Here is a 22,786-nt window from a genome sequence, read left to right as displayed (position 1 = left end):
CATGCAAGGCGCACAGCTAAGACATCAGCCCCCTCCAGCACCCGGCCGCAAGCCGGTGCCGCGGGGTGCCAGCCGAATGGTGGCCAAAGAGCCGATGTCTGCGCGCCTGCCGAAAGCCAATTTTGGTTTTCTGAAAAGCCTGTTCTGGCCAGTGCTGCTGGTCGCGCTGGGGTTTGGCACTTACGAAGGCGCACAGCGTTTGCTGCCGTACGCCGACCGGCCAATCACCAAGATCGCGGTGCAGGGCGACCTGAGTTACATCAGCCAGCAAGCGGTGCAGCAGCGAATCGCCCCCTACGTGGCGTCGAGCTTCTTCACCATCGACCTGGCGAGCATGCGCACCGAGCTGGAACAGATGCCATGGATTGCCCACGCCGAAGTACGTCGGGTGTGGCCGGATCAAGTGGTGATCCGCCTGGAAGAACAACTGCCGGTGGCCCGTTGGGGCGATGAATCGCTGTTGAACAACCAGGGTCAGGCGTTCACCCCGCGTGAGCTGGCGAACTACGAACACTTGCCACAGCTGTTCGGCCCACAACGGGCTCAGCAGCAAGTGATGCAGCAATACCAGGTGCTGAGCCAGATGCTCAGGCCGTTGGGCTTCTCGATTGCACGCCTGGAGTTGCGTGAACGAGGCAGCTGGTTCCTGACCACCGGCGCCGGCAGTTCGGGCCCGGGGATCGAACTGCTGCTGGGCCGCGGCAACCTGGTGGAAAAGATGCGCCGCTTCATTGCCATCTACGACAAGACGCTTAAAGAACAGATTACGAACATTGCGCGCATCGATCTGCGCTATGCCAACGGCCTCGCTGTTGGCTGGCGGGAACCTGTAGCGCCTACGACAGCCCAACCCGCTGTCGCGAAGAATTAAGAGAGGCAGGACCCATGGCAAACGTGCAAAGCGGCAAAATGATCGTCGGTCTCGATATCGGCACCTCCAAGGTGGTGGCGCTGGTAGGCGAGGTCTCGGACGACGGCACGCTGGAAATCGTCGGGATCGGCACTCATCCGTCCCGCGGCCTGAAGAAAGGCGTGGTGGTGAACATCGAGTCCACCGTGCAATCGATCCAGCGCGCCATCGAAGAAGCGCAGCTGATGGCCGGTTGCCGGATCCACTCGGCGTTCGTCGGTGTGGCCGGTAATCACATCCGCAGCCTGAACTCCCACGGCATCGTGGCGATTCGTGATCGCGAAGTCAGCTCCGCCGACCTCGAGCGCGTCCTCGACGCTGCCCAGGCTGTGGCAATCCCGGCTGACCAGCGCGTGCTGCACACCCTGCCGCAGGATTACGTGATCGATAACCAGGAAGGCGTGCGTGAGCCTCTGGGCATGTCCGGCGTACGTCTGGAAGCCAAGGTCCACGTGGTCACCTGCGCCGTCAACGCCGCACAGAACATTGAAAAATGCGTGCGCCGCTGCGGTCTGGAAATCGACGACATCATTCTCGAGCAACTGGCGTCCGCGTACTCGGTACTGACCGACGACGAGAAAGAGCTGGGCGTGTGCCTGGTGGACATCGGCGGCGGCACCACCGACATCGCGATCTTCACCGAAGGCGCGATCCGTCACACCGCAGTGATCCCGATTGCGGGCGATCAGGTGACCAACGACATCGCCATGGCGTTGCGCACCCCGACCCAGTACGCCGAAGAAATCAAGATTCGCTACGCCTGCGCCCTGGCCAAACTGGCCGGTGCCGGTGAAACCATCAAGGTCCCGAGCGTTGGCGACCGTCCACCGCGCGAGCTGTCCCGCCAGGCCCTGGCCGAAGTGGTCGAGCCGCGTTACGACGAGCTGTTCACGCTGATCCAGGCCGAACTGCGTCGCAGCGGCTACGAAGACCTGATCCCGGCCGGCATCGTGCTGACCGGTGGTACGTCGAAGATGGAAGGCGCGGTCGAGCTGGCCGAAGAGATTTTCCACATGCCGGTCCGCCTGGGCGTGCCGCATGGCGTGAAAGGTCTCGATGACGTGGTGCGCAACCCGATTTATTCCACCGGCGTCGGCCTGTTGATGTACGGCCTGCAGAAGCAGTCCGACGGGATTTCGTTCTCGGGCATCAGCAGCCGCGACAGCTACAGCAATGACGAACCGAAAGCCGCCTTGCTCGATCGCATCAAGAGCTGGGTACAAGGCAACTTCTGAAGAATTACCGCAGCACCGTTGTAGATACAGGCAGTAGGCGAAAAAACTAGAGAATCAAAGGAGAGGGAAAATGTTCGAACTCGTAGACAACATCCCCGCAAGCCCGGTCATTAAGGTTATCGGTGTTGGCGGAGGCGGCGGCAACGCTGTCAATCACATGGTCAAGAGCAACATTGAAGGCGTTGAATTCATCTGCGCCAACACTGATGCCCAGGCGCTGAAGAGCATCAGCGCGCGGACCATCCTGCAACTGGGCACCAGCGTGACCAAAGGTCTCGGCGCCGGCGCCAACCCTGAAGTAGGTCGTCAGGCCGCTCTAGAAGATCGCGAGCGCATTGCCGAAGTCCTGCAGGGCACCAACATGGTGTTCATCACCACCGGCATGGGCGGCGGTACCGGTACCGGTGCTGCGCCGATCATTGCTGAAGTGGCCAAGGAAATGGGGATCCTCACCGTTGCGGTGGTGACCCGTCCGTTCCCGTTCGAAGGCCGCAAGCGTATGCAACTGGCCGACGAAGGCATCCGCCTGCTGTCGGAAAGCGTCGACTCGTTGATCACCATTCCAAACGAGAAGCTGCTGACCATCCTGGGTAAAGACGCCAGCCTGCTGTCGGCTTTCGCCAAGGCAGACGATGTACTGGCCGGTGCCGTTCGCGGTATCTCCGACATCATCAAGCGTCCGGGCATGATCAACGTCGACTTTGCCGACGTTCGTACCGTGATGAGCGAAATGGGCATGGCGATGATGGGCACTGGCTGCGCCAGCGGTCCGAACCGTGCACGCGAAGCTACCGAAGCAGCCATTCGCAACCCGCTGCTGGAAGACGTGAACCTGCAAGGTGCACGCGGCATCCTGGTGAACATCACCGCCGGTCCTGACCTGTCCCTGGGTGAGTACTCCGACGTGGGTAGCATCATCGAAGCCTTCGCTTCCGAGCACGCGATGGTCAAGGTCGGTACCGTTATCGATCCGGACATGCGCGACGAGCTGCACGTAACAGTCGTTGCCACTGGTCTGGGCGCGAAAATCGAGAAGCCTGTGAAGGTCATCGACAATACCGTTCACACTTCCATGGCGCCGCAACCGCAACAATCGGCTCCCGCTCGTCAGGAAGCTCCAGCGGTGAACTACCGTGACCTGGACCGTCCGACCGTCATGCGCAACCAGGCTCAGGCCGGTGCTGCGACTGCCGCGAAGATGAATCCGCAAGATGATCTGGACTACCTGGACATCCCGGCCTTCCTGCGTCGTCAGGCCGATTAATGGAATGTATCAGGGCTATGAAGGTGATTGGTGTTCAGCAAAGGTCTGGTCTGCTATCATCGCCAGCCTTTGTTGATACCAGTTCGCAATTTGCGCTGAAGCGGCCCAAGCCATGATTAAACAACGCACACTGAAAAATATTATCCGTGCCACCGGTGTAGGTCTGCACTCCGGGGAGAAGGTATACCTGACCCTCAAGCCTGCACCGATCGACACCGGAATCGTCTTTCGCCGTGCCGACCTCGATCCAGTGGTCGAGATCCCGGCTCGTGCTGCCAACGTCGGCGAGACAACTATGTCGACGACGCTGGTTAACGGTGACGTGAAAGTGGACACGGTTGAGCACTTGCTCTCGGCCATGGCCGGCCTGGGCATCGATAACGCCTACGTCGAGCTCTCCGCGTCCGAAGTCCCGATCATGGATGGTAGCGCTGGACCTTTCGTTTTCCTGATTCAATCGGCCGGCCTGGAAGAACAGGACGCAGCCAAGAAGTTCATCCGGATCCTGCGGGAAGTGACAGTGGAAGACGGCGACAAGCGCGCCACTTTCGTCCCTTTCGAAGGCTTCAAGGTGAGTTTCGAGATCGATTTCGATCACCCGGTTTTCCGTAACCGCACACAAAGTGCAAGCGTGGATTTTTCCAGCACTTCGTTCGTAAAAGAAGTCAGCCGCGCCCGTACCTTTGGTTTCATGAGTGACATCGAGTACCTGCGCAAGCACAACCTCGCACTCGGCGGCAGCGTTGAAAACGCTATTGTGGTCGACGCGGATGGTGTACTGAACGAAGACGGCCTTCGCTATGAAGACGAATTCGTGAAGCACAAGATCCTCGATGCAATTGGTGACCTCTACCTGCTGGGCAATAGCCTGATTGGTGAGTTCAAGGGCTTCAAGTCCGGACATGCATTGAACAACCAGCTGCTGCGCAAGTTGATTGAGCAGCCAGATGCTTGGGAAGTCGTGACTTTCGAAGACGCCAGCACTGCACCGATCTCTTACATGCGTCCGGTTGCGGCGGTGTAAGTAAAAACCTCTCTAGTTTTTAAAGGCTGCCTTCGGGTGGCCTTTTTTTATGCCTGCCGGAAAGTTATGCGGTGGTAGTGATGACGCCTTCGCGGGCAAGCCTCGCTCCTACAGGGTACGCATTGCACTTGTAGGAGCGAGGCTTGCCCGCGAAGAGGCCGGCCGCTACAGCGAAAATTTCACTGCGTAGCCACCACTCGATTGCGCCCACTTTCCTTGGCCTGATACAGCGCTTTGTCCGCCGCAATCAGCAACTGTTCAAGGCTGGTATCAGTCGTCGAAGTCCAGGTGCTGATGCCGATACTGACAGTAATCGGCGATTCCACGCCCGCCACAAACGGCAGTTGTTCCACCGCAGACCGAATGTGTTCAGCAATTTGCCGCGCGCCCGCGCTGTCCGTTTCCGCCAGCACCACCGAGAACTCCTCCCCTCCGTAGCGGGCGACCAGATCCGTCGGTCGCCGCACATTCTCGGCAATCACCTTGGCCAGTGCGCGCAGCGCATCGTCACCCGCCTGATGGCCATGTTGATCGTTGAACGCCTTGAAGTGGTCGGCATCGATCATCAACACCGACAGCGGTTTGCCGGAGCGTTGCGCGCGAAACCACTCATGGCGCAGGGTTTGATCGAGCGTTCGGCGGTTGGCTACGCCGGTCAAGGCATCGGTGGCGGCCAGTTGTGCCAGCTCGTGTTCGGCGTTGTGACGCCGGCGCAACTCACGGCGTAGCAACCACGTCAGCCACAGCAGGCTTACGCACAAGGCTACGGTTGCAGAGCTGACCACCACTGCCGTGCGCTTCCAGGCCGCAAAAACTTCATCACTGGACAGCGCAACGATGACGATCAGTGGCAAATTTCCGACCTTGGAAAAGGTGTACAGACGCTTGTCACGGTATCGATCGGACATGCTGGTGAAGCTGCCATTGCCTTCTTTGACGATGCGCTGGAAATTGGGGCGATTACTGAAATCCTTGCCAATCAGCTCTTCGGCCAGGCGTGGTTGTTGGGCCAGGAGAATCCCATTCTTGCTGATCAGATTGACCGTGCTATCGCGGCCGATGCTCAAACTGTTGAACAACTGATCGAAGTAACTCAAGCGCATGGCGGCTTCGGCTACTCCCAGAAACTCACCCTGGGAGCCGCTCAGCCGTCGACTGAAACTGATACGCCAATCCTGTTCGGGCGACCTGGCTCTAAAGGGGGGGCTGATGAACATGCCCGGGTCCGGGTTGTTCACGTGAGATTGAAAGTATTCGCGATCGGCGTAGTTGCCTTGCCTGGGCTCCACCGAAGCCGAGTCGGCAATCACGTCGCCCTTGTTGTCGAGCAACAAAATATTGCCCTTGTACGGCGCGGCAGTGGCGCGGTCGAAATAGGCCATATGGCGAATGGCTGGAGATACGCTCTTGAGATCCTCTCGCTGGGAGGCGGCGATCAAGCCCAGCAGGGAAATATCATAGAGTTCGACATTGCGCAGCACGTCGGCGTCGATCAATTGCACGATGTTGTTGGCGGCGCGAGCGGCGGACAATTCGGCGTTGGCGCGCTCACGGATCAGCAGAAACGTCACGATGCTGAGTATCGCAATCACCAACAGCACACTGCCGAGAATCAGAAGTCGCTCCGATCGTGTCGACCCGATCGGATCTTGAGATTTCACACTGCTCACACTCATGGTTCTGGCTTCTGCAAATAAGGTGTTATGAAAGTTTTTTACAAGAGTCGGGCAGAGTCCCAGAAACCGGTCGCGTCCAGAGGGCTTGTATAAAGGCCGGATAAAAAAAAGGCCAGCAAAAGATGCTGGCCTTTTGCTTAGCGAAGCTTAGAAGACATTCAGCGGGTAGTCGACGATCAGCCGGTATTCATCAGTGTCCTGATCCAGCGCGCCATAACCGTTGCCCCCACGGTTGGTGGCCCATTGCAGGCGTACCGACAGATCCTTGGCCTTGCCGCCCTGGACCACGTACTTCAGATCAATGTCACGCTCCCAGTGCTTGGCATTTTTGCCGTCGGCGCTGTACCACGAGGCGTAGCCGCGGCTGTCTGGATCGGCTTTGGTCAGGTCCAGCTCGCCCCGAGAGTAAGACACCGCCGAGGTCAGGCCGGGTAGGCCGAGTCCGATAAAGTCGTAGGCGTACTTGAGTTTCCACGAGCGTTCATTCGGGCCATTGAAGTCGGAATACTGCTGGGAGTTGTCGAGAAAAATGCTGTCGCCCTGGCTGATGTAGTCGAACGGCGTGTTGCCGTTGACCCGCTGGTAAGCGGCGGTGACGCTGTGATTGCCCACGCCGACGGTGAAATGCAGGCTGTAAGTGTTGTTGTCGATGTTGCCCAGCAGCGCATCGCCGGTGTCCTGCGTGTGATAAACGTGCAGGCCCGGACTGAGGCTGATCAGTTCGTACAGCGCGTAGGTGTAATCCAGGTCGTAGTAATACTGGTTCCAGATGTCCTTGAGTTCGGCGGCGTAAAGGCTGCTGGTCAACCCCGGCAGGCCGCTCCAGGCCACGCCGGCCCAGTTCAGGTGCTGGCTTTCGTCGCCCTCGGCGAGGCTGCCATAGGACGTGCCGATGCGCGTATGACCGCTTTGGTTGTAGGGCTTGGTGAAACTCGCCTGGCCACCTTCAATCAGAAAACCGTCGAAGCTGTGATTGGTCAAGCTGACGCCGCGAAAGGTCTGCGGCAGCATGCGCGTCTCGCCGCCGGCGATCACCGGGTTGGCGAGAAACAGGTCACCGGCCTTCAGCTCGGTATCGAAGGCGCGTATTTTCAGCGTGCCACCCGCCGTCGAAAACGACCCCGGCGCTTTGCCGTTGCCGTCACTGATCGGCAGGATGCTCGAATTATCGGTACCGCCTCCGCCGTCCAGCTTAAGCCCGAGCATGGCGTGGGCATCCAGACCGAAACCGACGGTGCCTTCGGTAAAACCCGATTCGAAGACCCCCAGGAAACCCTGGCCCCATTCAATATTGTCGTCCGCCTGCTGCAGGCGGTTGCGGTTCATGTAGTAGTTGCGGGCATTGAGGTTGAGGCTCGAACCTTCGACAAAACCTTCTTGGTCGGCGGCCTTGGCGTTGATTGGCATCGTTACGGCGATTGCAATGAACAACGGATTGAATCTTTGAGGGAAACGCACTAGCGGTACAGCTCCTTGGGTCTACTGAACACTTCATTGTTTTGAAGTGCGGGATGTTTCTTGTCAGGGAAGACGAACCGGACAGCATTTGAACCACAACAAAAAAAAGCCGCTGATAGCAGCGGCTTTGAAGACAACTTTTCAACAGGAAGAGCCGACGAAAAGTGTCGAGGGAAATAGAGCGATGTGAGCGATCAGCTATCTTTTTCGACCCGTGGCTGGGCCTGAATGGTCGACGCTTGAGGGGTTTGCGCAGCGCCCTGCGCCTTGGCCGTCATTTCGCTCTGATGTTCTTCAAACGCTGCAGCGCGCGCTGCATTGTGTGCGACGAAGGACTGCGACTCTTCAGCCATGGCGAATGGAGAGAGGAACAAAGAGGACAAAACGAAAGCGCTGGCAATACCCATAGTGTTGGACATCTTTAAAACCTTCTTGCTTGGCAAGTGCTGTTTGGTGGCGCAAAGATAAGGATCCTGGCCGATGGGAAACAGAGCCAATTCAATAAAGGACTGTTGCGGGATAAGCAAAGATCACAACCCTGTAGGAGCCGGCTTGCTGGCGATGGCGTCTTCAAAAACAACACAGAACTTAAGACCGATCGCCAGCAAGCCGGCTCCTACAGATTTGCGAAAGATCAGACGGGAAGGTGAATACCGAAGGTATTCATGCCGTGGTCACTGCGCACAAACACATCCCCGCCGTGCATCAACGCAATCGCCTTGACGATCGCCAGCCCCAGGCCGTGGTTGTTGCCACTGTTGCTGCGCGACGCATCGACCCGGTAGAAGCGCTCGAACAATCGCGGCAGATGTTCGTTGGCAATCGGTGCACCGGGGTTTGCCACGCCGATGCTGACTTGATGCTCCTCGACGTCGATCTGCACCTGAATCACCTGCCCGGGCTCGGTGTGTTGCACCGCGTTGCTCAGCAAGTTGATCAGCGCTCGACGCAGATGTGCGATCTCGATCCGTACCTGCGCATCGCCACGGACCTGCACTTGAACCTGCGCGTCTTCAAGAATGAAATCCAGATACTCCAGCGTCGTCGCCACTTCATCCGCCAGCGAGGTGGACGTCAGTTTGGTGGCCTTGCTGCCCTGATCCGCACTGGCGAGGAACAGCATGTCGTTGATGATCGAACGCAGTCGCTCAAGCTCCTCAAGATTCGATTGCAGCACTTCGAAATAGTGTTCCGCCGAACGCCCGCGCGTCAGCGCTACCTGAGTCTGACCAATCAGATTGGTCAGCGGTGAGCGCAGCTCATGAGCGACGTCGGCATTGAACGACTCAAGCCGCGAGTAAGCCTGTTCGACCCGCTCCAGCGTGGAGTTGAACGAGTTGACGAACTGATTGAGCTCCGGCGGCAACGACGATAAGCGCAAACGCCCGGAACGCAACGGCGGCGCCAGGCGCTGAGCCTCCTGAGACAACTTGATCAACGGCTTGAGGCCGATCCGCGCCACCCAATAACCGAGAGCCGAAGCCAGCAGCACGCCGACAATCGCCAGACTGATCAGCGCAATCAGCAGATGATGCTGGGTTTGAAAAAACGTCTCGGTGTCGATGCCGATCATGAAGCGCAGCGGCGGGCGTTGATCCTTGGCCGGGAACTGGCTGACCAGCACTTTCATTGGGTAAGGCTGGCCCGGCAACTGCAAATCGCGCATGCCCAGCGGGCCTTCGGCGAAGGCGCGGATTTGCGGCGTCGGGTTGCCATATTCGTAGTGCGGATCGCCGCTGGTGATCCAGAAACTGATGCGTTTGTCTTCTTCGCCGAGCAGCTTGAGCTTGTTGTTGATCTTCACCCAATGCTCGGGCGTGCCGTAACGGCCGACGGTGGATTCGAGCACGCTGTAACGTGCGTCCAGTTCGGCTTCGGGCAGCAAACCCAGGCCTTTGTCGACCTGCTGATAGAGCGCCCAGCCGATCAGCAGAAACACCAAAAGCGCCACCAGCGTGAACATTCCACTGAGGCGCAGGGCAATCGAATTACTGGACACCACGGCTCTCCAGCACATAACCCATGCCACGGATCGTGTGCAGCAGTTTCTCGTCGAACGGCCCGTCGAGTTTGGCGCGCAGGCGTTTGATCGCGACTTCGACGACGTTGGCGTCGCTGTCGAAATTGATGTCCCAGACCATTTCCGCAATCGCCGTTTTCGAGAGGATTTCCCCTTGTCGGCGGGCCAGCACGCTGAGCAGCGAGAACTCCTTGGCGGTCAGGTCCAGACGCGTGCCGGCGCGGGTAGCCTTGCGGCTGATCAAATCTATCCACAGGTCGGCGATGCTCACTTGCACCGGTTCATGACCGCCGCTGCGCCGGGTCAGCGCTTGCAGGCGCGCCACCAGTTCGAGGAAGGAAAACGGTTTGCCGAGGTAATCGTCGGCGCCGTCGCGCAGGCCTTTGATGCGGTCTTCGACACGCTCGCGGGCGGTGAGCATGATCACCGGGGTTTGCTTGCGCGCACGCAAGGCGCGCAGCACGCCGAAGCCGTCGAGGCCCGGCAACATCACGTCGAGGACGATCACCGCGTAGTCGCTTTCCAGCGCCAGGTGCAGGCCTTCAACGCCGTCCCGCGCCAGGTCCACGGTGTAACCCTGTTCCGTCAGGCCGCGGTGCAAATAATCCGCGGTTTTTTCCTCGTCTTCGATAATCAGAACGCGCATGACCCCGCCTCAGTCTGTGGTCGCCAGCACCGGTACGGGCGCTGGTTTTTTGGGCCGATGAAATAGTCGCTCCAGCCACAAGTATATGACCGGAGTGGTGAACAGCGTCAGCGCCTGGCTCACCAGCAAGCCGCCGACCACCGCGATCCCCAACGGCTGGCGCAGTTCGGCGCCGGTGCCGTAGCCGAGCATCAGAGGCAGCGCGCCGAGCAGGGCGGCGAGGGTGGTCATGATGATCGGCCGGAACCGCGTGATGCAGGCCTGGAAAATCGCCTCTTCCGGCGGCAGGCCACGGTTGCGTTGGGCGTCGAGGGCGAAGTCGATCATCAGGATGCCGTTTTTCTTCACGATACCGATCAGCAGCACCAGCCCGATCAACGCCATGATCGAAAAATCCTGGCCGCAAATCCACAGCATGATCACCGCCCCGAGCCCCGCCGAGGGCAGCGTCGAGATGATGGTCAACGGGTGGACGAAGCTCTCATAGAGCACGCCGAGAATGATGTACACCGCCACCAGCGCCGCCAGAATCAGCCACGGCTGGCTGGCCAGCGAACTCTGGAACGCCTGGGCCGCGCCCTGGAAGTTGCCGCTCATGGCGGCCGGCATGCCGATCTCGGCCTTGGCCTGATTGAGCATGATCACCGCATCGCCAAGCGCCACGCCGGGCGCCAGGTTGAACGACAGGTTGGCGGCCGGGAACATGCCGTCGTGGGCGATGGACAACGGGCCAACCGTCGGCGCATCGAATTTCGCCAGCGCCGACAGCGGCACCATTTCCCCGCTGAGCGGCGAGCGCAGGTAGAAATAATTGAGGCTTTCAGCTTTGCCGCGTTGCCTGGTGTCCAGTTCCAGGATCACGTTGTACTGGTTGATCTGGGTCTGGAATTCGTTGATCTGCCGCTGACCGAACGCATCGTACAGCGCTTCGTCGACATCGCTGGCGGTCAGGCCGAAACGCGCGGCGGCGCTGCGGTCGATGCTGATGTGGGTGATGCTGCCGCCCAGTTGCAGGTCGTTGGAAATGTCGCGGAACGCCGGGTTGGCGCGCAGTTTTTCCGTGAGGCGCTGGGTCCAGGTGCTGAGGGTTGCGCCGTCGTTGCTCTTGAGCACGTATTGGTACTGCGCGCGACTCGGGCCGGAGCTGAGATTGATGTCCTGGCCGGCGCGCAGGTACAGCACGATGCCCGGGACTTTCATCAGTTGCGGACGGATCCGGTCGATGAACTGGCTGGCCGAGACGTCGCGCTCGCTGCGTTTTTTCAGGGAAATCCAGAAGCGGCCGTTGGCGATGGTCTGGTTGCTGCCGGAGACGCCGACGGAGTGGGAAAACGCCGCGACCGCTGGATCTGCCGCGACGATTTCCGCCATCGCCAGGTGTTTTTTCACCATGTCGCCGTAGGAAATATCGGCGGCGGCTTCGGTGGTGCCGAGGACAAAACCGGTGTCTTGCACCGGGAAGAAACCCTTCGGAATGAAGATGTAGCCGGCGATGGCCAGGGCCAGGGACATGCCGAACACCCCGATCATCAATTTCTGATGGGCGAGGGCACGGCGCAGGAGCTTTTCGTAGCCGGCCAGCAAGCGTTCGCCAAAGGTTTTTTTGCTGTGGGCGTGATGCACTGGCGCACGCATGAACAGCGCGGCGAGGGTCGGCGCCAACGTCAGCGACACCACCACTGAAATCATGATCGTAGACGTGGCCGTCAGGGCGAACTCCTTGAACAGCCGCCCGACCACGCCGCCCATGAACAGCAGCGGAATGAACGCCGCCACCAGCGAAAAACTGATCGAGACCACGGTAAAACCAATCTCGCCGGCGCCTTTGATCGCCGCCTCGCGCATGCCGTCGCCGGCCTCCAGGTGTCGGTGAATGTTCTCCACCACGACAATCGCATCGTCGACCACAAACCCCACGGCCACCACGATCGCCACCAGTGTCAGGTTGTTCAGGCTAAAGCCCATGATGTACATCAGGGCAAAACTGGCGACCAGCGACACACCCAGCACCGCCGACACGATCAGCGTCGCCGACCACTGACGCAGGAACAGCGCCATCACCGCCACCACCAGCATGATCGCGATCAGCAGGGTGACTTCCACCTCATGCAACGAGGCGCGGATGGTCTGGGTCCGGTCAACCAGCACTTTGACCTGCACCGACGCCGGCAGCATCGCTTCGAGAGCGGGCAGGGCGGCCTGAATGCGATCCACGGTCTCGACGATGTTGGCGCCCGGTTGCCGGGAAATCACCAGGTTTACGCCGGGTTTGTCACCGGCCCAGGCTTGTACGTAGGCATCTTCCGAACCGTTGACGACTTTGGCGACATCTTTCAGGTGAACCGGTGCACCGTCCTTGTAGGAAACGATGAGTTGGCTGTATTCCTCGGGGTGGAACAACTGATCGTTGGTCGACAGTGTCGAGATGCTCGACTCGCCATACAACGCACCTTTGGCCAGGTTGAGGCTGGTGTTTTGGATCGCCAGACGAATGTCCGCCAGCGTAAGGCCGATGGCCGCGAGTTTGTCTGCCGAGGCTTGAACGCGAATCGCCGGACGTTGCTGGCCGGTGATGTTGATCTGGCCTACACCGTCGATCTGGCTGATCTGACGGGACAGCAGGGTTTCCACCAGATCGCTGAGTTCGGGGCCGGGCATCAGGGTCGAGTTGATGCTGAGAATCAGCACCGGGCTGTCGGCCGGGTTGACCTTGCGCCAGGTCGGAAGGTTCGGCATGTCCTTGGGCAGTTTGCCGGCGGCGGTGTTGATCGCGGCCTGCACTTCCTGCGCGGCGGTGTCGATGCTTTTGTCGAGGGTGAATTGCAGGGTCAGGTTGGTCGAGCCGAGGGCGCTGCTCGAGGTCATCTGGGTCACGCCGGGAATGGCGCTGAATTGCACTTCAAGCGGCGTGGCCACCGAGGAAGCCATGGTTTCCGGACTGGCGCCGGGCAGTTGCGCGGCCACCTGGATGGTCGGGAATTCGGCTTCCGGCAGCGGCGCGATGGGCAACCGTGGGAACGCAATGACGCCGAGCAATACCAGGGCAAACGTCAGCAGGATAGTCGCCACCGGATGATCGATGCACCACGCGGAAACCGAGCCGTGGCCCTTCATGGCTTCGACTCCGTTTGCACCATTTGCGCGGGGTCAGTCAGCACCTGGACCGTCGAACCGGGCTTGAGGCGCGACTGACCGTCGCTGACCAGCACGTCGCCCGGTTTCACGCCTTTGATGATGTCCTGACCGCTGCCTTGATAGACCATCTGCACCTGGACGGTTTCAACCTTGTCACCTTTGACCCGGTACACAAAGTGTTGATCGAGGCCACGTTGTACGACGGTGGGCGGCACCACCAGCGCATCCTTTTCCAGCGCTGTCTGAATTTTTACCGTTACCAGCAGGCCCGGCCATAGCTTCTGTCCAGGGTTGTTGAATTCGGCCTTGGCGCGGATGGTCCCGGTGTTGGCGTTGATCTGGTTGTCGATCAGGGTCAGGTGGCCTTCGCCCAGCAGGTTGCCGGTTTCGCCATCGGTGTCGGCACCGATGTAGGCCTTCACCTGGGCGTGTTCCGGATCGTTGATCAGGCCTTGCAGGGTTGGCAGCATTTGCTGTGGCAGGGAAAACTCCACGGCAATCGGGTCGATCTGCGTCACCGTGAACAAGCCTTGGGTGTCGGTCATGCGCAGGAAGTTGCCTTCGTCCACCGTACGAATCCCCACGCGACCGCTGACCGGGGAGCGAATCTGTGTGTAGGAAAGCTGCACCTGAGCGGCGTCAATCGACGCCTGATTGCCTTGGGCGGTGGCTTTGAGCTGGTTGACCAGCGCTTGTTGCTGGTCGTAAGTCTGTTTGGATACGCCGTCGTCGACGCTCAGCAGTTTGTAACGCTTGAGGTTGACCAGCGCCACTTGCAGCTGCGCCTGGCTTTCGCCGAGCTGTGCGCGGGCCTGATCCAGGCTGGCGCGGATCGAGCGATCATCGATGGTGGCGAGCAAATCACCCTTGTTCACCAATTGACCTTCCTTGACCAGGATTCTGGTGAGGATGCCGTCGATCTGCGGACGTACCACGACGCTGTGCAGGGACAGCACCGAGCCGATGCCGCTGACGTAACGAGGAACGTCTTTTTCGGCGACGTTGACCACTCGAACCGGGATCGCCGTGGGCGCGGCGAGTCTGGCCGTGGCCGGTTTGGTGGCGTACCACACGCCCAGCGCTGCCAGGACAATCAGGAGGGCGGCGAGCAGGGCGGGTTTTTTCTGAATTCGCATGCGAGTGGGGCGCCGGGGCTGGGAGGACGGAATTTTGTCAGGGTTATACCTTCCTTTATAAACCTGTTCGCCGGTCAGGAAGGTGACTGCTAACTGACGGCGCTGTCAGTTTGGAGTTTGTGTTGTCTGTTCTGGCCTCATCGCCAGCAAGCCGGCTCCTACAATGGGCACGGTGAACCCCTGTAGGAGCCGGCTTGCTGGCGATGGACGTCAACGATAACGCGGGCTGTCTGGATGAATACGCCGCCTGGAGGTTTTTCGCGAGCAATTGACCGTCGACCGGCTGCCCCTACAGGGATCGTGTGAAGGTATACTGCCGCCTTTCGCGGCTCGCTGACCGGGCCCGACTCTTTTGCATCACCCGGAGCTTTCATGACTTCCCCGACACAACCGCCGGTTGCCGACGCTTTGAGCGACGACCAGGCAGACCTGCCAGACAGCGTCGACTCCAGCGCAGACAGCGAAACCAAAGCCGCGATCCCGGCATTCAAGTTCCCGTTCAAACCGGGTGAACTGGCCGCCGCGAAAACCGCCAGCCAGCCCTGGTACAAGAACGGCGCCAAGAACGGCCACACCAAGACCCCCGGCGCAGCGCCTCCCGGCACCCGTCGTTCGATGGGCAAACGCTGAGTTTTAACGCCCCCCCCGCCATTGGCCATCGGCCGCGGTTTTCAATCGCGGTGATGGCTAAGTGCTCATATCCTGAGCCAGATCAACGTTTGTGGAATCAGTGCGCTTAGAGTCAGCAGCCCTGCCGACTCTTTCCATCCAACGAGCGCGCTTTCCATGAAGATCAACCTCCCGGTGACCGGCCGTAATGTCGACGTTGCGGCTGATGCGAACATCCTCTCGACCACTGATCTGACCAGCGCGATCACCTACGCCAACGATGATTTCATCAACATCTGCGGCTACAGCCGTGAGGAGTTGCTGGGCTCGACGCACAACTTGCTGCGCCACCCGGACATGCCGGCGGCGGCTTTCGCGCATATGTGGCAGACCCTCAAAAGCGGCCGCTCATGGATGGGGCTGGTGAAAAATCGCTGCAAGAATGGCGATCACTATTGGGTGAGCGCGTATGCCACGCCGGTGACGCAGAACGGTAAAGCCGTGGAGTATCAGTCGGTCCGGACCAAACCCTCGGTGCGGCAGATCGAAGCTGCGGAAAAAGCCTACGCACAGCTTCGCAGTGGTCGTACATCACTGTGGCAGCGGCTGCCCGTGCTCGGTCCGGGTCTCAAGGTGACGGCGCTGTTCAGTGCGACATTGGCCTGTGTGGTGGGCATCGAGGCGTGGCTAAACCCTTCGTCAGCCGTTTTCGGCGTGCTGGCGTTTGTCGTGGGCAGTGGTTTGGCAGCGGTCGGCACCGGATTCATGTTGCGTCCGCTGAAAGCGTTGACCGAACGCGCCCGGCAGATTGCCGACAACCCGTTGAGCCAGGCTGTTTACACCGGTCGCCGCGATCAGTTCGGCCAGATCGAGTTTGCCTTCCAGATGCTCGAAGCGCAGATCGGCGCGGTGGTGGGGCGCATCGGCGATGCGTCGCAGCGCCTGGCCGGGCACGCGGCGGAACTGGTCGAACACCTGCAAGGCAGTCATAACAGCACGCTGGCCCAGCAGGCTGAAACCGATCAGGTGGCGGCGGCGATTCACCAGATGTCTGCCAGCGTGGCCGAGGTTGCCGGTCATGCGCAGCAGGCGTCCCAGGCGGCTGACCTGGCCGGCAACGAAACCCGTGAAGGTCATCAATTGGTGAGTGAAAGTCGCCATGCGGTGCTGCGTCTGGCGGAGGAGCTGGCGCGCGCCACCGAGGTGATTCATCAACTGGAGGGGCACAGCAGCGAGATTACCGGCGTACTGGATGTGATCCGCAGCATCGCCGAGCAAACCAATCTGCTGGCCCTCAACGCGGCCATCGAAGCGGCGCGTGCCGGGGATGCCGGGCGCGGTTTCGCGGTGGTGGCCGACGAAGTCCGTGGCCTGGCCCAGCGTACCCAGCAATCGACCAACGAGATTCAACGCATGATCAGCACCCTGCAAAACGGCACGCGGGACGCGGTGGTGGTGATGCAACAAAGCAGCGAACAGGTGGATAACAGCGTCGAACAGGCCCGACGCGCCGCCGATTCGCTGGACGCGATCAGTCGGCGGGTCAATCAGATCACGCAAATGAGCCTGCAAATCGCTTCGGCGGTGGAAGAGCAGAGCAGCGTCAGCGAAGACATCAACCGCAACATCATCAGCATTCGCTCAGCCTGCGAGGTCACGGTCAGTGAGGGGCAGCAAAGCCAGGCGAATTCCACCGATGTGGCGGGGCTGGCGGGGGACTTGCGGTTGTTGGCGCAAGAGTTTTGGCGAGCCCGCCGTTAAGCCGCGCGCAACGAAATGAAGGCATAGTTGAGCGGCGTCTCGGTGGCCACGTGCGCACCGGCCGCCAACACTTGCCCGGCGATGTCGTCACCCGATACGTGGAACTGCCAGTCACTGTCCGATCCTGTCAGCGGCTGTTGCGCCACCTGATCGATGACCGTGGCGAACGCGCTCATGTCCGGCAGATACGCGGTGAATCCATCGCCCTTCAGGGCCGTGGTCCGAATCCCCAGTGAGGCGCAAATCGCATCTTTGGTGCGGATATCGTCGCGATCTGCCTGGCGGGAACGCTGGATGAGTCCTGCGAGCTCGTGATCGACCAATTCACCGCCAATGATCAGATCCGGGCCTTTTTCCCACGATTCGGGCGGGCATTCCTTGATCGCCGGGTTGAGGGGGATGTGCGGATTGATTTCCATCGGATAGATGCGGCACACCAGCGGCCGGCGTTCGTAGATGCGGCAGAGGTTGTCTTCGTCAAGATTCCGGCAGGGACCGACGTTGTACGCCGCAAACGTGATGGCTACGTAGGCCTCGCAGTCGCCGCTTTGAACCACCACCGAACGGCGCTCGGCATGTTCGCGTTGCTGCACCGGCAGGCCAAGGCCGTTGCCGAGGAAACCTTCCACCAGCACGATCACCTGACCGCCGTCGGCCGCCCACATCCGGGCTTCGGCCAGGGTCAGGGGGACGTGATGGTCATTGCAGCATTTGCCGCAACCTACGCAGGAAAACGTTGTATTCATTAAAAGATCAGTCGCTTGTCAGGGCCCGAAATGGCGACAGAATGCCACCGCAGAAGTCAGCGACGAAGCAAGTTATGCGCCATTTACCGGGATTTGGCGGGTAGGCGGATGGAGTCCCATTCGGTCACGTAGGCGGTTTTGCTTTTTTTGTTGTAGAGGCACAGCTCGGTGCCTTGCTGGCCTTTCATGTGTTTTTGCGGGTAGCGGCCTTGCAGGAGCACGGCGGTGTAGTCGACACGGTCATCGAACTGTGCGGCTTTGCCGACGGGGGAAGCGTCCGTCAGGCCGCTGGCCTTGATGCAACTGGCGAGCGTGGCTTTGTCGAAAGCGGCCCAGGCGTCTGGGCTGGAGGCGTGGGTTTGGGTGGCGAGGGCGGTGAGGCAGAGGAAGGTGAGGGTGGTGGCTTTCATGGGTCAGGCATCCTTGGGCATGGGTGGGCCGAGTATGCCTGATGGGATGAGGTTGAATGTGTCGGTCCCTTCGCGGGCAAGCCTCGCTCCTACAGGTACGGTGATCACAATGTAGGAGCGAGGCTTGCCCGCGAAGGCGATGTATCAGGCCGGAACCGGCTCCCGGCGGACCACGATCATCCCGGCACTTTCATACAACCGCTGCGCCCGAAGGTTGTCTTCCAATACCTTCAAATCCACAAAACCTTCGCGACGCTGCTGAAACACGTTGAATGCATTCAACAACAACGCCCGGCCCAAACCCTGACCCTGGGCTCGCGGGTGCACGACCAGATTCTTGATGTAGGCGCTGGTCCAGCACTGGCATACACCCACGATACCGTCGGTATCCTGCGCAATGAAGCACAGGGAGGGATCGTATTCAGGGTCCGTCTCAAACCGCTGTTGCCAGATATCCAATGCGGGCACGCGCCCGCCACCGTCCAGATAACCCAGCTCCATCAAACGATGAACGTCTTCTGCCAGTTCTGGACGATATTCGTGCAGGACAATGCCCTGAGGCCAGGTGATTGCGGGCACAACCTCCGCCAGGTTGCGCCGCATCAGAAAACAAAAAACCTCGGCCAACTCAGTGACCTTGTTCGGCGACAGCCTTGGCCGCTTCGATCAGGCACTTGGTCAGGTCCGGCGAAGAGAACTTGGTCAGCACCGCGTTGGCGCCGGCCAGACGCGCTTTCTCGCTGTTCATCGCGCTGTCCAGCGAGGTGTGCAGCAGTACATACAGGTGCGCAAAATCCGGGGTTTCGCGCAGGGTGCGGGTGAAGGCGTAGCCGTCCATCTCTGACATTTCGATGTCTGAAACAATCAGGTTGATCTGCTGGGCGGTGCCTTGCAGGTCCAGCAGGCAATCGATGGCTTCCTTGGCACTGCGCGCGGTATGGCATTGCAGGCCGAGGTTGCGCAGGGTGTGCACCGATTGTTGCAGGGCCACCTGGCTGTCATCGACCACCAGAATGCGCGCGTTGCCGAGCACTTCCGCGTCTTCCATGCTCAGTTCGGTCGGGGCCGTTTCGATCTGCGCCGGGGCGATGCCGTGGATGACCTTTTCGATGTCCAGCACCTGCACCAGCGTACCGTCGACCGAGGTCACGCCAGTGATGTACGAGCGCACACCGCCGGAGCCGAAGGGCGGAGGACGGATGTCGGTGGTCAGGCAGTGGACGATCTTGCTCACCGCCTGAACGTGCAGGCCCTGTTTGGAGCGGCTGACGTCGGTGACGATCAGGCAGCCGCCGTTCGGGTCTTCCAGCGGCCGCTCGCCGATCGCACGGCTCAGGTCGATCACCGACAACGACGCGCCGCGCAGGGTGGCGATGCCTTTGACGTGAGGGTGCGACTCCGGCAGCTTGGTCAGCGGCGGGCAGGGGATGATTTCACTGACCTTGAGCAGGTTGATCGCCATCAACTTGCCGCTGCGCAAGGTAAACAGCAGAAGCGAAAGTGAATCTGCGCGGGCTTTGGTGGAGGACATAAAAACCTTCTGTGGAAAAAGGTGATGGGCGAATGGAAGTCGCCAAAAGCTATCGATGCCGGGTTATCGACTTGATGGGGGCAGGCTTTAGGCTAAATGCCGATGTACGGCGAAATGCTGTCCCGACCTGTAGGAGCCGGCTTGCTGGCGATAGCATCACCGCGGTCCGTCAGACAAACCGTGGTGATGCCATCGCCAGCAAGCCGGCTCCTACAAAAGCGTTCATTTCATGCCCAGTCTTTTGGCCATTCTTCCGAGATTCGCCCGATCCAAGCCCAGCTCACGCGCCGCGCTCGCCCAGTTATTGTGGTGCCGATCCAGGCAAGCGCTGATCAATTGCCGCTGATAACTTTCAGTCGCCTCGCGCAAATCCCCTGACACCAATGTCACTGGCGTCGCGGTTGGCGACTCGGGCGTTACCTCAACGCTGCCGCTGGGCAAATCCAGATCCGCCGCACTCAAGCTGAGAATCTTCGGCCGTTCCCTGCAGTTACCCAGCGCTTTCAACGCGCTGCGCCCAATCAAATGCTCCAGCTCCCGCACATTACCCGGCCAGTCATACGCCAGCAACGACGCCTGGGCATCGCTGTTCAGGCGCAGGCTGTTGAGGCCCATGCGCGAACGGTTCTGCTCCAGGAAGAAACCGCTGAGCAGCAGCACATCCCGCCCGCGATCCCGCAGGGCCGGCACCAATAGCGGGTAAACGCTCAACCGGTGGTAGAAGTCGGCACGATAACGGCCACTGCGCACTTCTTCGGCCAAGTCACGGTTGGTCGCGGCGATGAGCCGCACATCGACTTGGTGTTCTTTGTCCGAACCCAGCCGCTGCAATTGACCGCTTTGCAGCACGCGCAGCAATTTGGCCTGCACCGTCAGCGACAGTTCGCCGACTTCATCGAGAAACAGCGTGCCGCCATTGGCCAGTTCGAATTTGCCGCGACGGTCGCTGGTTGCCCCGGTGAAGGCGCCGCGCACATGGCCGAACAGTTCGCTTTCCACCAGCGTGTCCGGCAGCGCGGCGCAGTTGAGGCTGATGATCGGCTTGTCGGCCCGGGGCGAGGCGGCGTGAATCGCCTGAGCCACCAGTTCCTTGCCGACCCCGGTTTCGCCGGTGATCAACACGGTCAGGTCACTGCCGCCGACCAGGCTGATCTCTTCGACCAAGCGTTTGTGGGCCTTGCTCTGACCGATCATTTCGCGGTTCTGCTGGCCGCTGGCCTGTCGGTACACCTCGGCGCGTTGATGCTCGTCTTCGACACGATTGGCCAGCCGTTCGATGCGCTCGGCGGCATTGACCGTGGCGGCGGCAAGGCTGGCGAAGGCTTGCAGGGCGTCCAGTTCGATCGGTTCCAAGCGTTCCGGGTCGAGGGCGTCGAGGGTCAGCAAACCCCACGGACGTTCGTCGATAAACAGCGGGCAACCCATGCAGTCATGGACTTCAAGGTGATCGTCGAGGCCATCGACCAGTCCGTCATAAGGATCGGGCATGTCGCTGTCGGCGGCGAAACGGGTCGGGCCGGGGCTGCTGAGCAGGGCTTCGAAGCGAGGGTGTTCGCTGACCTTGAAGCGTCGGCCGAGGGTGTCGGTGCTCAAGCCGTCGACGGCCAGCGGCACCAGCCACTCGCCATCGAGGCGCAGCAGCGCGGCGGCGTCGCAGGGGAGCAAGGCGCGCATGGCTTCGAGCAGGCGCCGATAGCGCTCGCCCTCGGGGAGTTCGCGGGACAGGTCCGAGACCAGGGGAAGCAGTGTGGTGAGCAGGGATTTTGCAGTCATAGTGACTCCGTGTAGTCGGTATGACTATAAGTCAGGGGGTGTCGTTATGACTAGAATGTTTTTAACTTATTGATTTATAAAGATTAAATAACTGGCACGGAAACTGATATGCATAGGGAAAGCAGTTAGAAAACCAAGTCGTCCAGGAGTCACCTTATGCTTAGCGTTCAAGACCGTGCAATCGTCAAATCCACTGTACCGTTGCTGGAAAGCGGCGGCGAAGCATTGATCACGCATTTTTACCGCATGATGCTCTCCGAATACCCGGAAGTCCGCCCGCTGTTCAACCAGGCGCACCAGGCCACCGGTGATCAACCTCGCGCCCTGGCCAACGGCGTGTTGATGTATGCGCGCCACATCGATCAGCTCGACCAATTGGGCGACCTGGTGGCCAAAATCATCAACAAGCACGTGGCGCTGCAAATCCTCCCGGAACACTACCCGATTGTCGGCACCTGCCTGTTGCGTGCGATTTCCGAAGTGTTGGGTGAAGAGATTGCCACACCGGAAGTGATGAGCGCCTGGGGCGCGGCGTACGGTCAACTGGCCGAGATCCTGATCGGCGCTGAAACCAGCATCTACGACCAGAAAGAACAGGCCCCGGGCGGCTGGCGCGGTGCGCGGGAGTTCATCGTTGCGGCCAAGGTCGAGGAAAGCGCGGAAATCATTTCGTTCTACTTCGAGCCGGCAGACAAAGGTCCGATCCTCGCGGCAGAACCCGGCCAGTACATCGGCATGAAACTGATCCTCGATGGCGAAGAGATTCGTCGTAACTATTCGCTGTCGGCCCTGGCGAACAAAGGCCAGTACCGCATCAGCGTCAAGCGTGAACACGGTGGCCGCGCCTCGAACCATTTGCATGATCAACTGCACGTAGGCGCCAGCATTCAGTTGTTCCCGCCATCGGGCGAATTCACCCTGAGCGACAGCGATAAACCGTTGGTGCTGATCAGCGGCGGCGTCGGTATTACCCCGACCCTGGCCATGCTCGAAGCGGCGCTGGAAACCAAGCGGCCGGTGCATTTTATCCACTGTGCACGCAATGGCAGCGTTCACGCGTTCCGTGACTGGATTGATGGATTGGCCGAGCGTCACCCGCAACTCAAGCGTTTCTACTGCTACGACGAAGATGACGGCGTGAGCCCGGCGGCGCACAAGGTCGGGTTGTTGAGTCAGGAGCAACTGGGTGAGTGGTTGCCGCAACAACGCGATCTGGATGCGTACTTCCTGGGGCCTAAAGGCTTCATGGCGGCGGTGAAGCGTCACCTGAAAGCCTTGGGTGTACCGGAGAAGCAAAGCCGCTACGAGTTCTTCGGCCCGGCTTCGGCGTTGGAATAAACACAAACCCGTAGGAGCAAGGCTTGCCTGCGAAGGCGTCTTCAAGATCGCCTTCGCCGGCAAGCCGTGCTCCTACAGATTGGGGGACGCATCAGAGTTGTGTGACTGGCGCAG

Annotated in this window: 19 protein-coding genes and 1 pseudogene; 8 read left to right on the top strand and 12 right to left on the bottom strand. The window is 60.1% G+C overall.

Going from position 1 to position 22,786, the window contains the following annotated elements:
- The first annotated feature begins 1 nt into the window (after position 1).
- The 4 genes from KGA82_RS12550 to lpxC all read left to right on the top strand — a co-directional run bounded on the left by KGA82_RS12550 (position 2) and on the right by lpxC (position 4,433).
- Positions 2-871: a cell division protein FtsQ/DivIB gene (locus KGA82_RS12550; protein WP_008025986.1), complete on the top strand. Its 870-nt coding sequence runs from the start codon at positions 2-4 to the stop codon at positions 869-871.
- 14 nt (positions 872-885) lie between these two features.
- The gene (gene ftsA, locus KGA82_RS12545; RefSeq protein WP_008025987.1) at positions 886-2,145 is read left to right on the top strand and encodes a cell division protein FtsA; all 1,260 of its coding nucleotides are present in this window, start codon (positions 886-888) and stop codon (positions 2,143-2,145) included.
- Positions 2,146-2,215: 70 nt separating this feature from the next.
- Entirely contained in the window at positions 2,216-3,409 is a 1,194-nt protein-coding gene (ftsZ, locus tag KGA82_RS12540; RefSeq protein ID WP_008025988.1) for a cell division protein FtsZ, read from the top strand.
- A gap of 112 nt (positions 3,410-3,521) precedes the next feature.
- Complete coding sequence (lpxC, locus tag KGA82_RS12535) at positions 3,522-4,433, top strand: UDP-3-O-acyl-N-acetylglucosamine deacetylase (protein WP_008025989.1); 912 nt, start codon at positions 3,522-3,524, stop codon at positions 4,431-4,433.
- A 179-nt stretch (positions 4,434-4,612) separates the two neighbouring features.
- On the opposite strand, the gene KGA82_RS12530 is transcribed toward lpxC, so the two are convergent.
- The 7 genes from KGA82_RS12530 to KGA82_RS12500 form a co-directional block, all read right to left on the bottom strand.
- Positions 4,613-6,109: a sensor domain-containing diguanylate cyclase gene (locus tag KGA82_RS12530; RefSeq protein WP_223450560.1), complete on the bottom strand. Its 1,497-nt coding sequence runs from the start codon at positions 6,107-6,109 to the stop codon at positions 4,613-4,615.
- A 147-nt stretch (positions 6,110-6,256) separates the two neighbouring features.
- A complete protein-coding gene (locus tag KGA82_RS12525; RefSeq protein WP_223450558.1) occupies positions 6,257-7,567 on the bottom strand; it encodes an OprD family porin in 1,311 nt (436 codons plus the stop codon).
- A gap of 194 nt (positions 7,568-7,761) precedes the next feature.
- Complete coding sequence (locus tag KGA82_RS12520; protein ID WP_032832350.1) at positions 7,762-7,986, bottom strand: hypothetical protein; 225 nt, start codon at positions 7,984-7,986, stop codon at positions 7,762-7,764.
- Positions 7,987-8,201: 215 nt separating this feature from the next.
- Entirely contained in the window at positions 8,202-9,566 is a 1,365-nt protein-coding gene (locus tag KGA82_RS12515) for a heavy metal sensor histidine kinase (RefSeq protein WP_223450556.1), read from the bottom strand.
- Positions 9,556-10,233 (bottom strand): heavy metal response regulator transcription factor, encoded by a 678-nt coding sequence (locus KGA82_RS12510; RefSeq protein ID WP_007916978.1) that lies wholly within the window; start codon positions 10,231-10,233, stop codon positions 9,556-9,558. The genes KGA82_RS12515 and KGA82_RS12510 overlap by 11 nt, the downstream gene beginning before the upstream one ends.
- Before the next feature lie 9 nt (positions 10,234-10,242).
- Complete coding sequence (locus KGA82_RS12505) at positions 10,243-13,347, bottom strand: multidrug efflux RND transporter permease subunit (RefSeq protein WP_008037306.1); 3,105 nt, start codon at positions 13,345-13,347, stop codon at positions 10,243-10,245.
- Positions 13,344-14,504, bottom strand: coding sequence for an efflux RND transporter periplasmic adaptor subunit (locus tag KGA82_RS12500; RefSeq protein WP_008032295.1), 1,161 nt, complete (start codon positions 14,502-14,504; stop codon positions 13,344-13,346). The genes KGA82_RS12505 and KGA82_RS12500 overlap by 4 nt, the downstream gene beginning before the upstream one ends.
- A 372-nt stretch (positions 14,505-14,876) precedes the next feature.
- Between KGA82_RS12500 and KGA82_RS12495 the strand changes: the two genes are divergently transcribed.
- From KGA82_RS12495 to KGA82_RS12490, 3 genes and pseudogenes are all read left to right on the top strand, one after another.
- Positions 14,877-15,134, top strand: coding sequence for a hypothetical protein (locus tag KGA82_RS12495; protein ID WP_008026610.1), 258 nt, complete (start codon positions 14,877-14,879; stop codon positions 15,132-15,134).
- Between the two features lie 156 nt (positions 15,135-15,290).
- A pseudogene (locus KGA82_RS29485) lies at positions 15,291-15,572 on the top strand (PAS domain-containing protein); the annotation flags it as partial.
- 255 nt (positions 15,573-15,827) lie between these two features.
- A complete protein-coding gene (locus KGA82_RS12490; protein WP_411737627.1) occupies positions 15,828-16,874 on the top strand; it encodes a methyl-accepting chemotaxis protein in 1,047 nt (348 codons plus the stop codon).
- On the opposite strand, the gene KGA82_RS12485 is transcribed toward KGA82_RS12490, so the two are convergent.
- The 5 genes from KGA82_RS12485 to norR all read right to left on the bottom strand — a co-directional run bounded on the left by KGA82_RS12485 (position 16,871) and on the right by norR (position 21,334).
- Complete coding sequence (locus KGA82_RS12485) at positions 16,871-17,620, bottom strand: YkgJ family cysteine cluster protein (protein ID WP_008037308.1); 750 nt, start codon at positions 17,618-17,620, stop codon at positions 16,871-16,873. The genes KGA82_RS12490 and KGA82_RS12485 overlap by 4 nt on opposite strands.
- An 83-nt stretch (positions 17,621-17,703) precedes the next feature.
- On the bottom strand, positions 17,704-18,030 hold the full coding sequence (locus KGA82_RS12480) for a hypothetical protein (RefSeq protein ID WP_192228974.1): 327 nt from the start codon (positions 18,028-18,030) through the stop codon (positions 17,704-17,706).
- 144 nt (positions 18,031-18,174) lie between these two features.
- Complete coding sequence (locus KGA82_RS12475) at positions 18,175-18,633, bottom strand: GNAT family N-acetyltransferase (protein WP_192228975.1); 459 nt, start codon at positions 18,631-18,633, stop codon at positions 18,175-18,177.
- A 25-nt stretch (positions 18,634-18,658) separates the two neighbouring features.
- A complete protein-coding gene (locus KGA82_RS12470) occupies positions 18,659-19,561 on the bottom strand; it encodes a chemotaxis protein CheV (RefSeq protein WP_008026621.1) in 903 nt (300 codons plus the stop codon).
- Between the two features lie 222 nt (positions 19,562-19,783).
- Positions 19,784-21,334, bottom strand: coding sequence for a nitric oxide reductase transcriptional regulator NorR (gene norR, locus KGA82_RS12465; RefSeq protein WP_207286064.1), 1,551 nt, complete (start codon positions 21,332-21,334; stop codon positions 19,784-19,786).
- Positions 21,335-21,490: 156 nt separating this feature from the next.
- Between norR and hmpA the strand changes: the two genes are divergently transcribed.
- Entirely contained in the window at positions 21,491-22,672 is a 1,182-nt protein-coding gene (gene hmpA, locus KGA82_RS12460; protein ID WP_207286063.1) for an NO-inducible flavohemoprotein, read from the top strand.
- Positions 22,673-22,786 lie beyond the last annotated feature (114 nt).

Source organism: Pseudomonas sp. BF-RE-22 (assembly GCF_019956155.1).
Taxonomy (GTDB): domain Bacteria; phylum Pseudomonadota; class Gammaproteobacteria; order Pseudomonadales; family Pseudomonadaceae; genus Aquipseudomonas; species Aquipseudomonas migulae.
The sequence above is the reverse complement of the archived record's forward strand: the minus strand, read 5'-3'. Positions and strand labels throughout refer to the sequence as shown.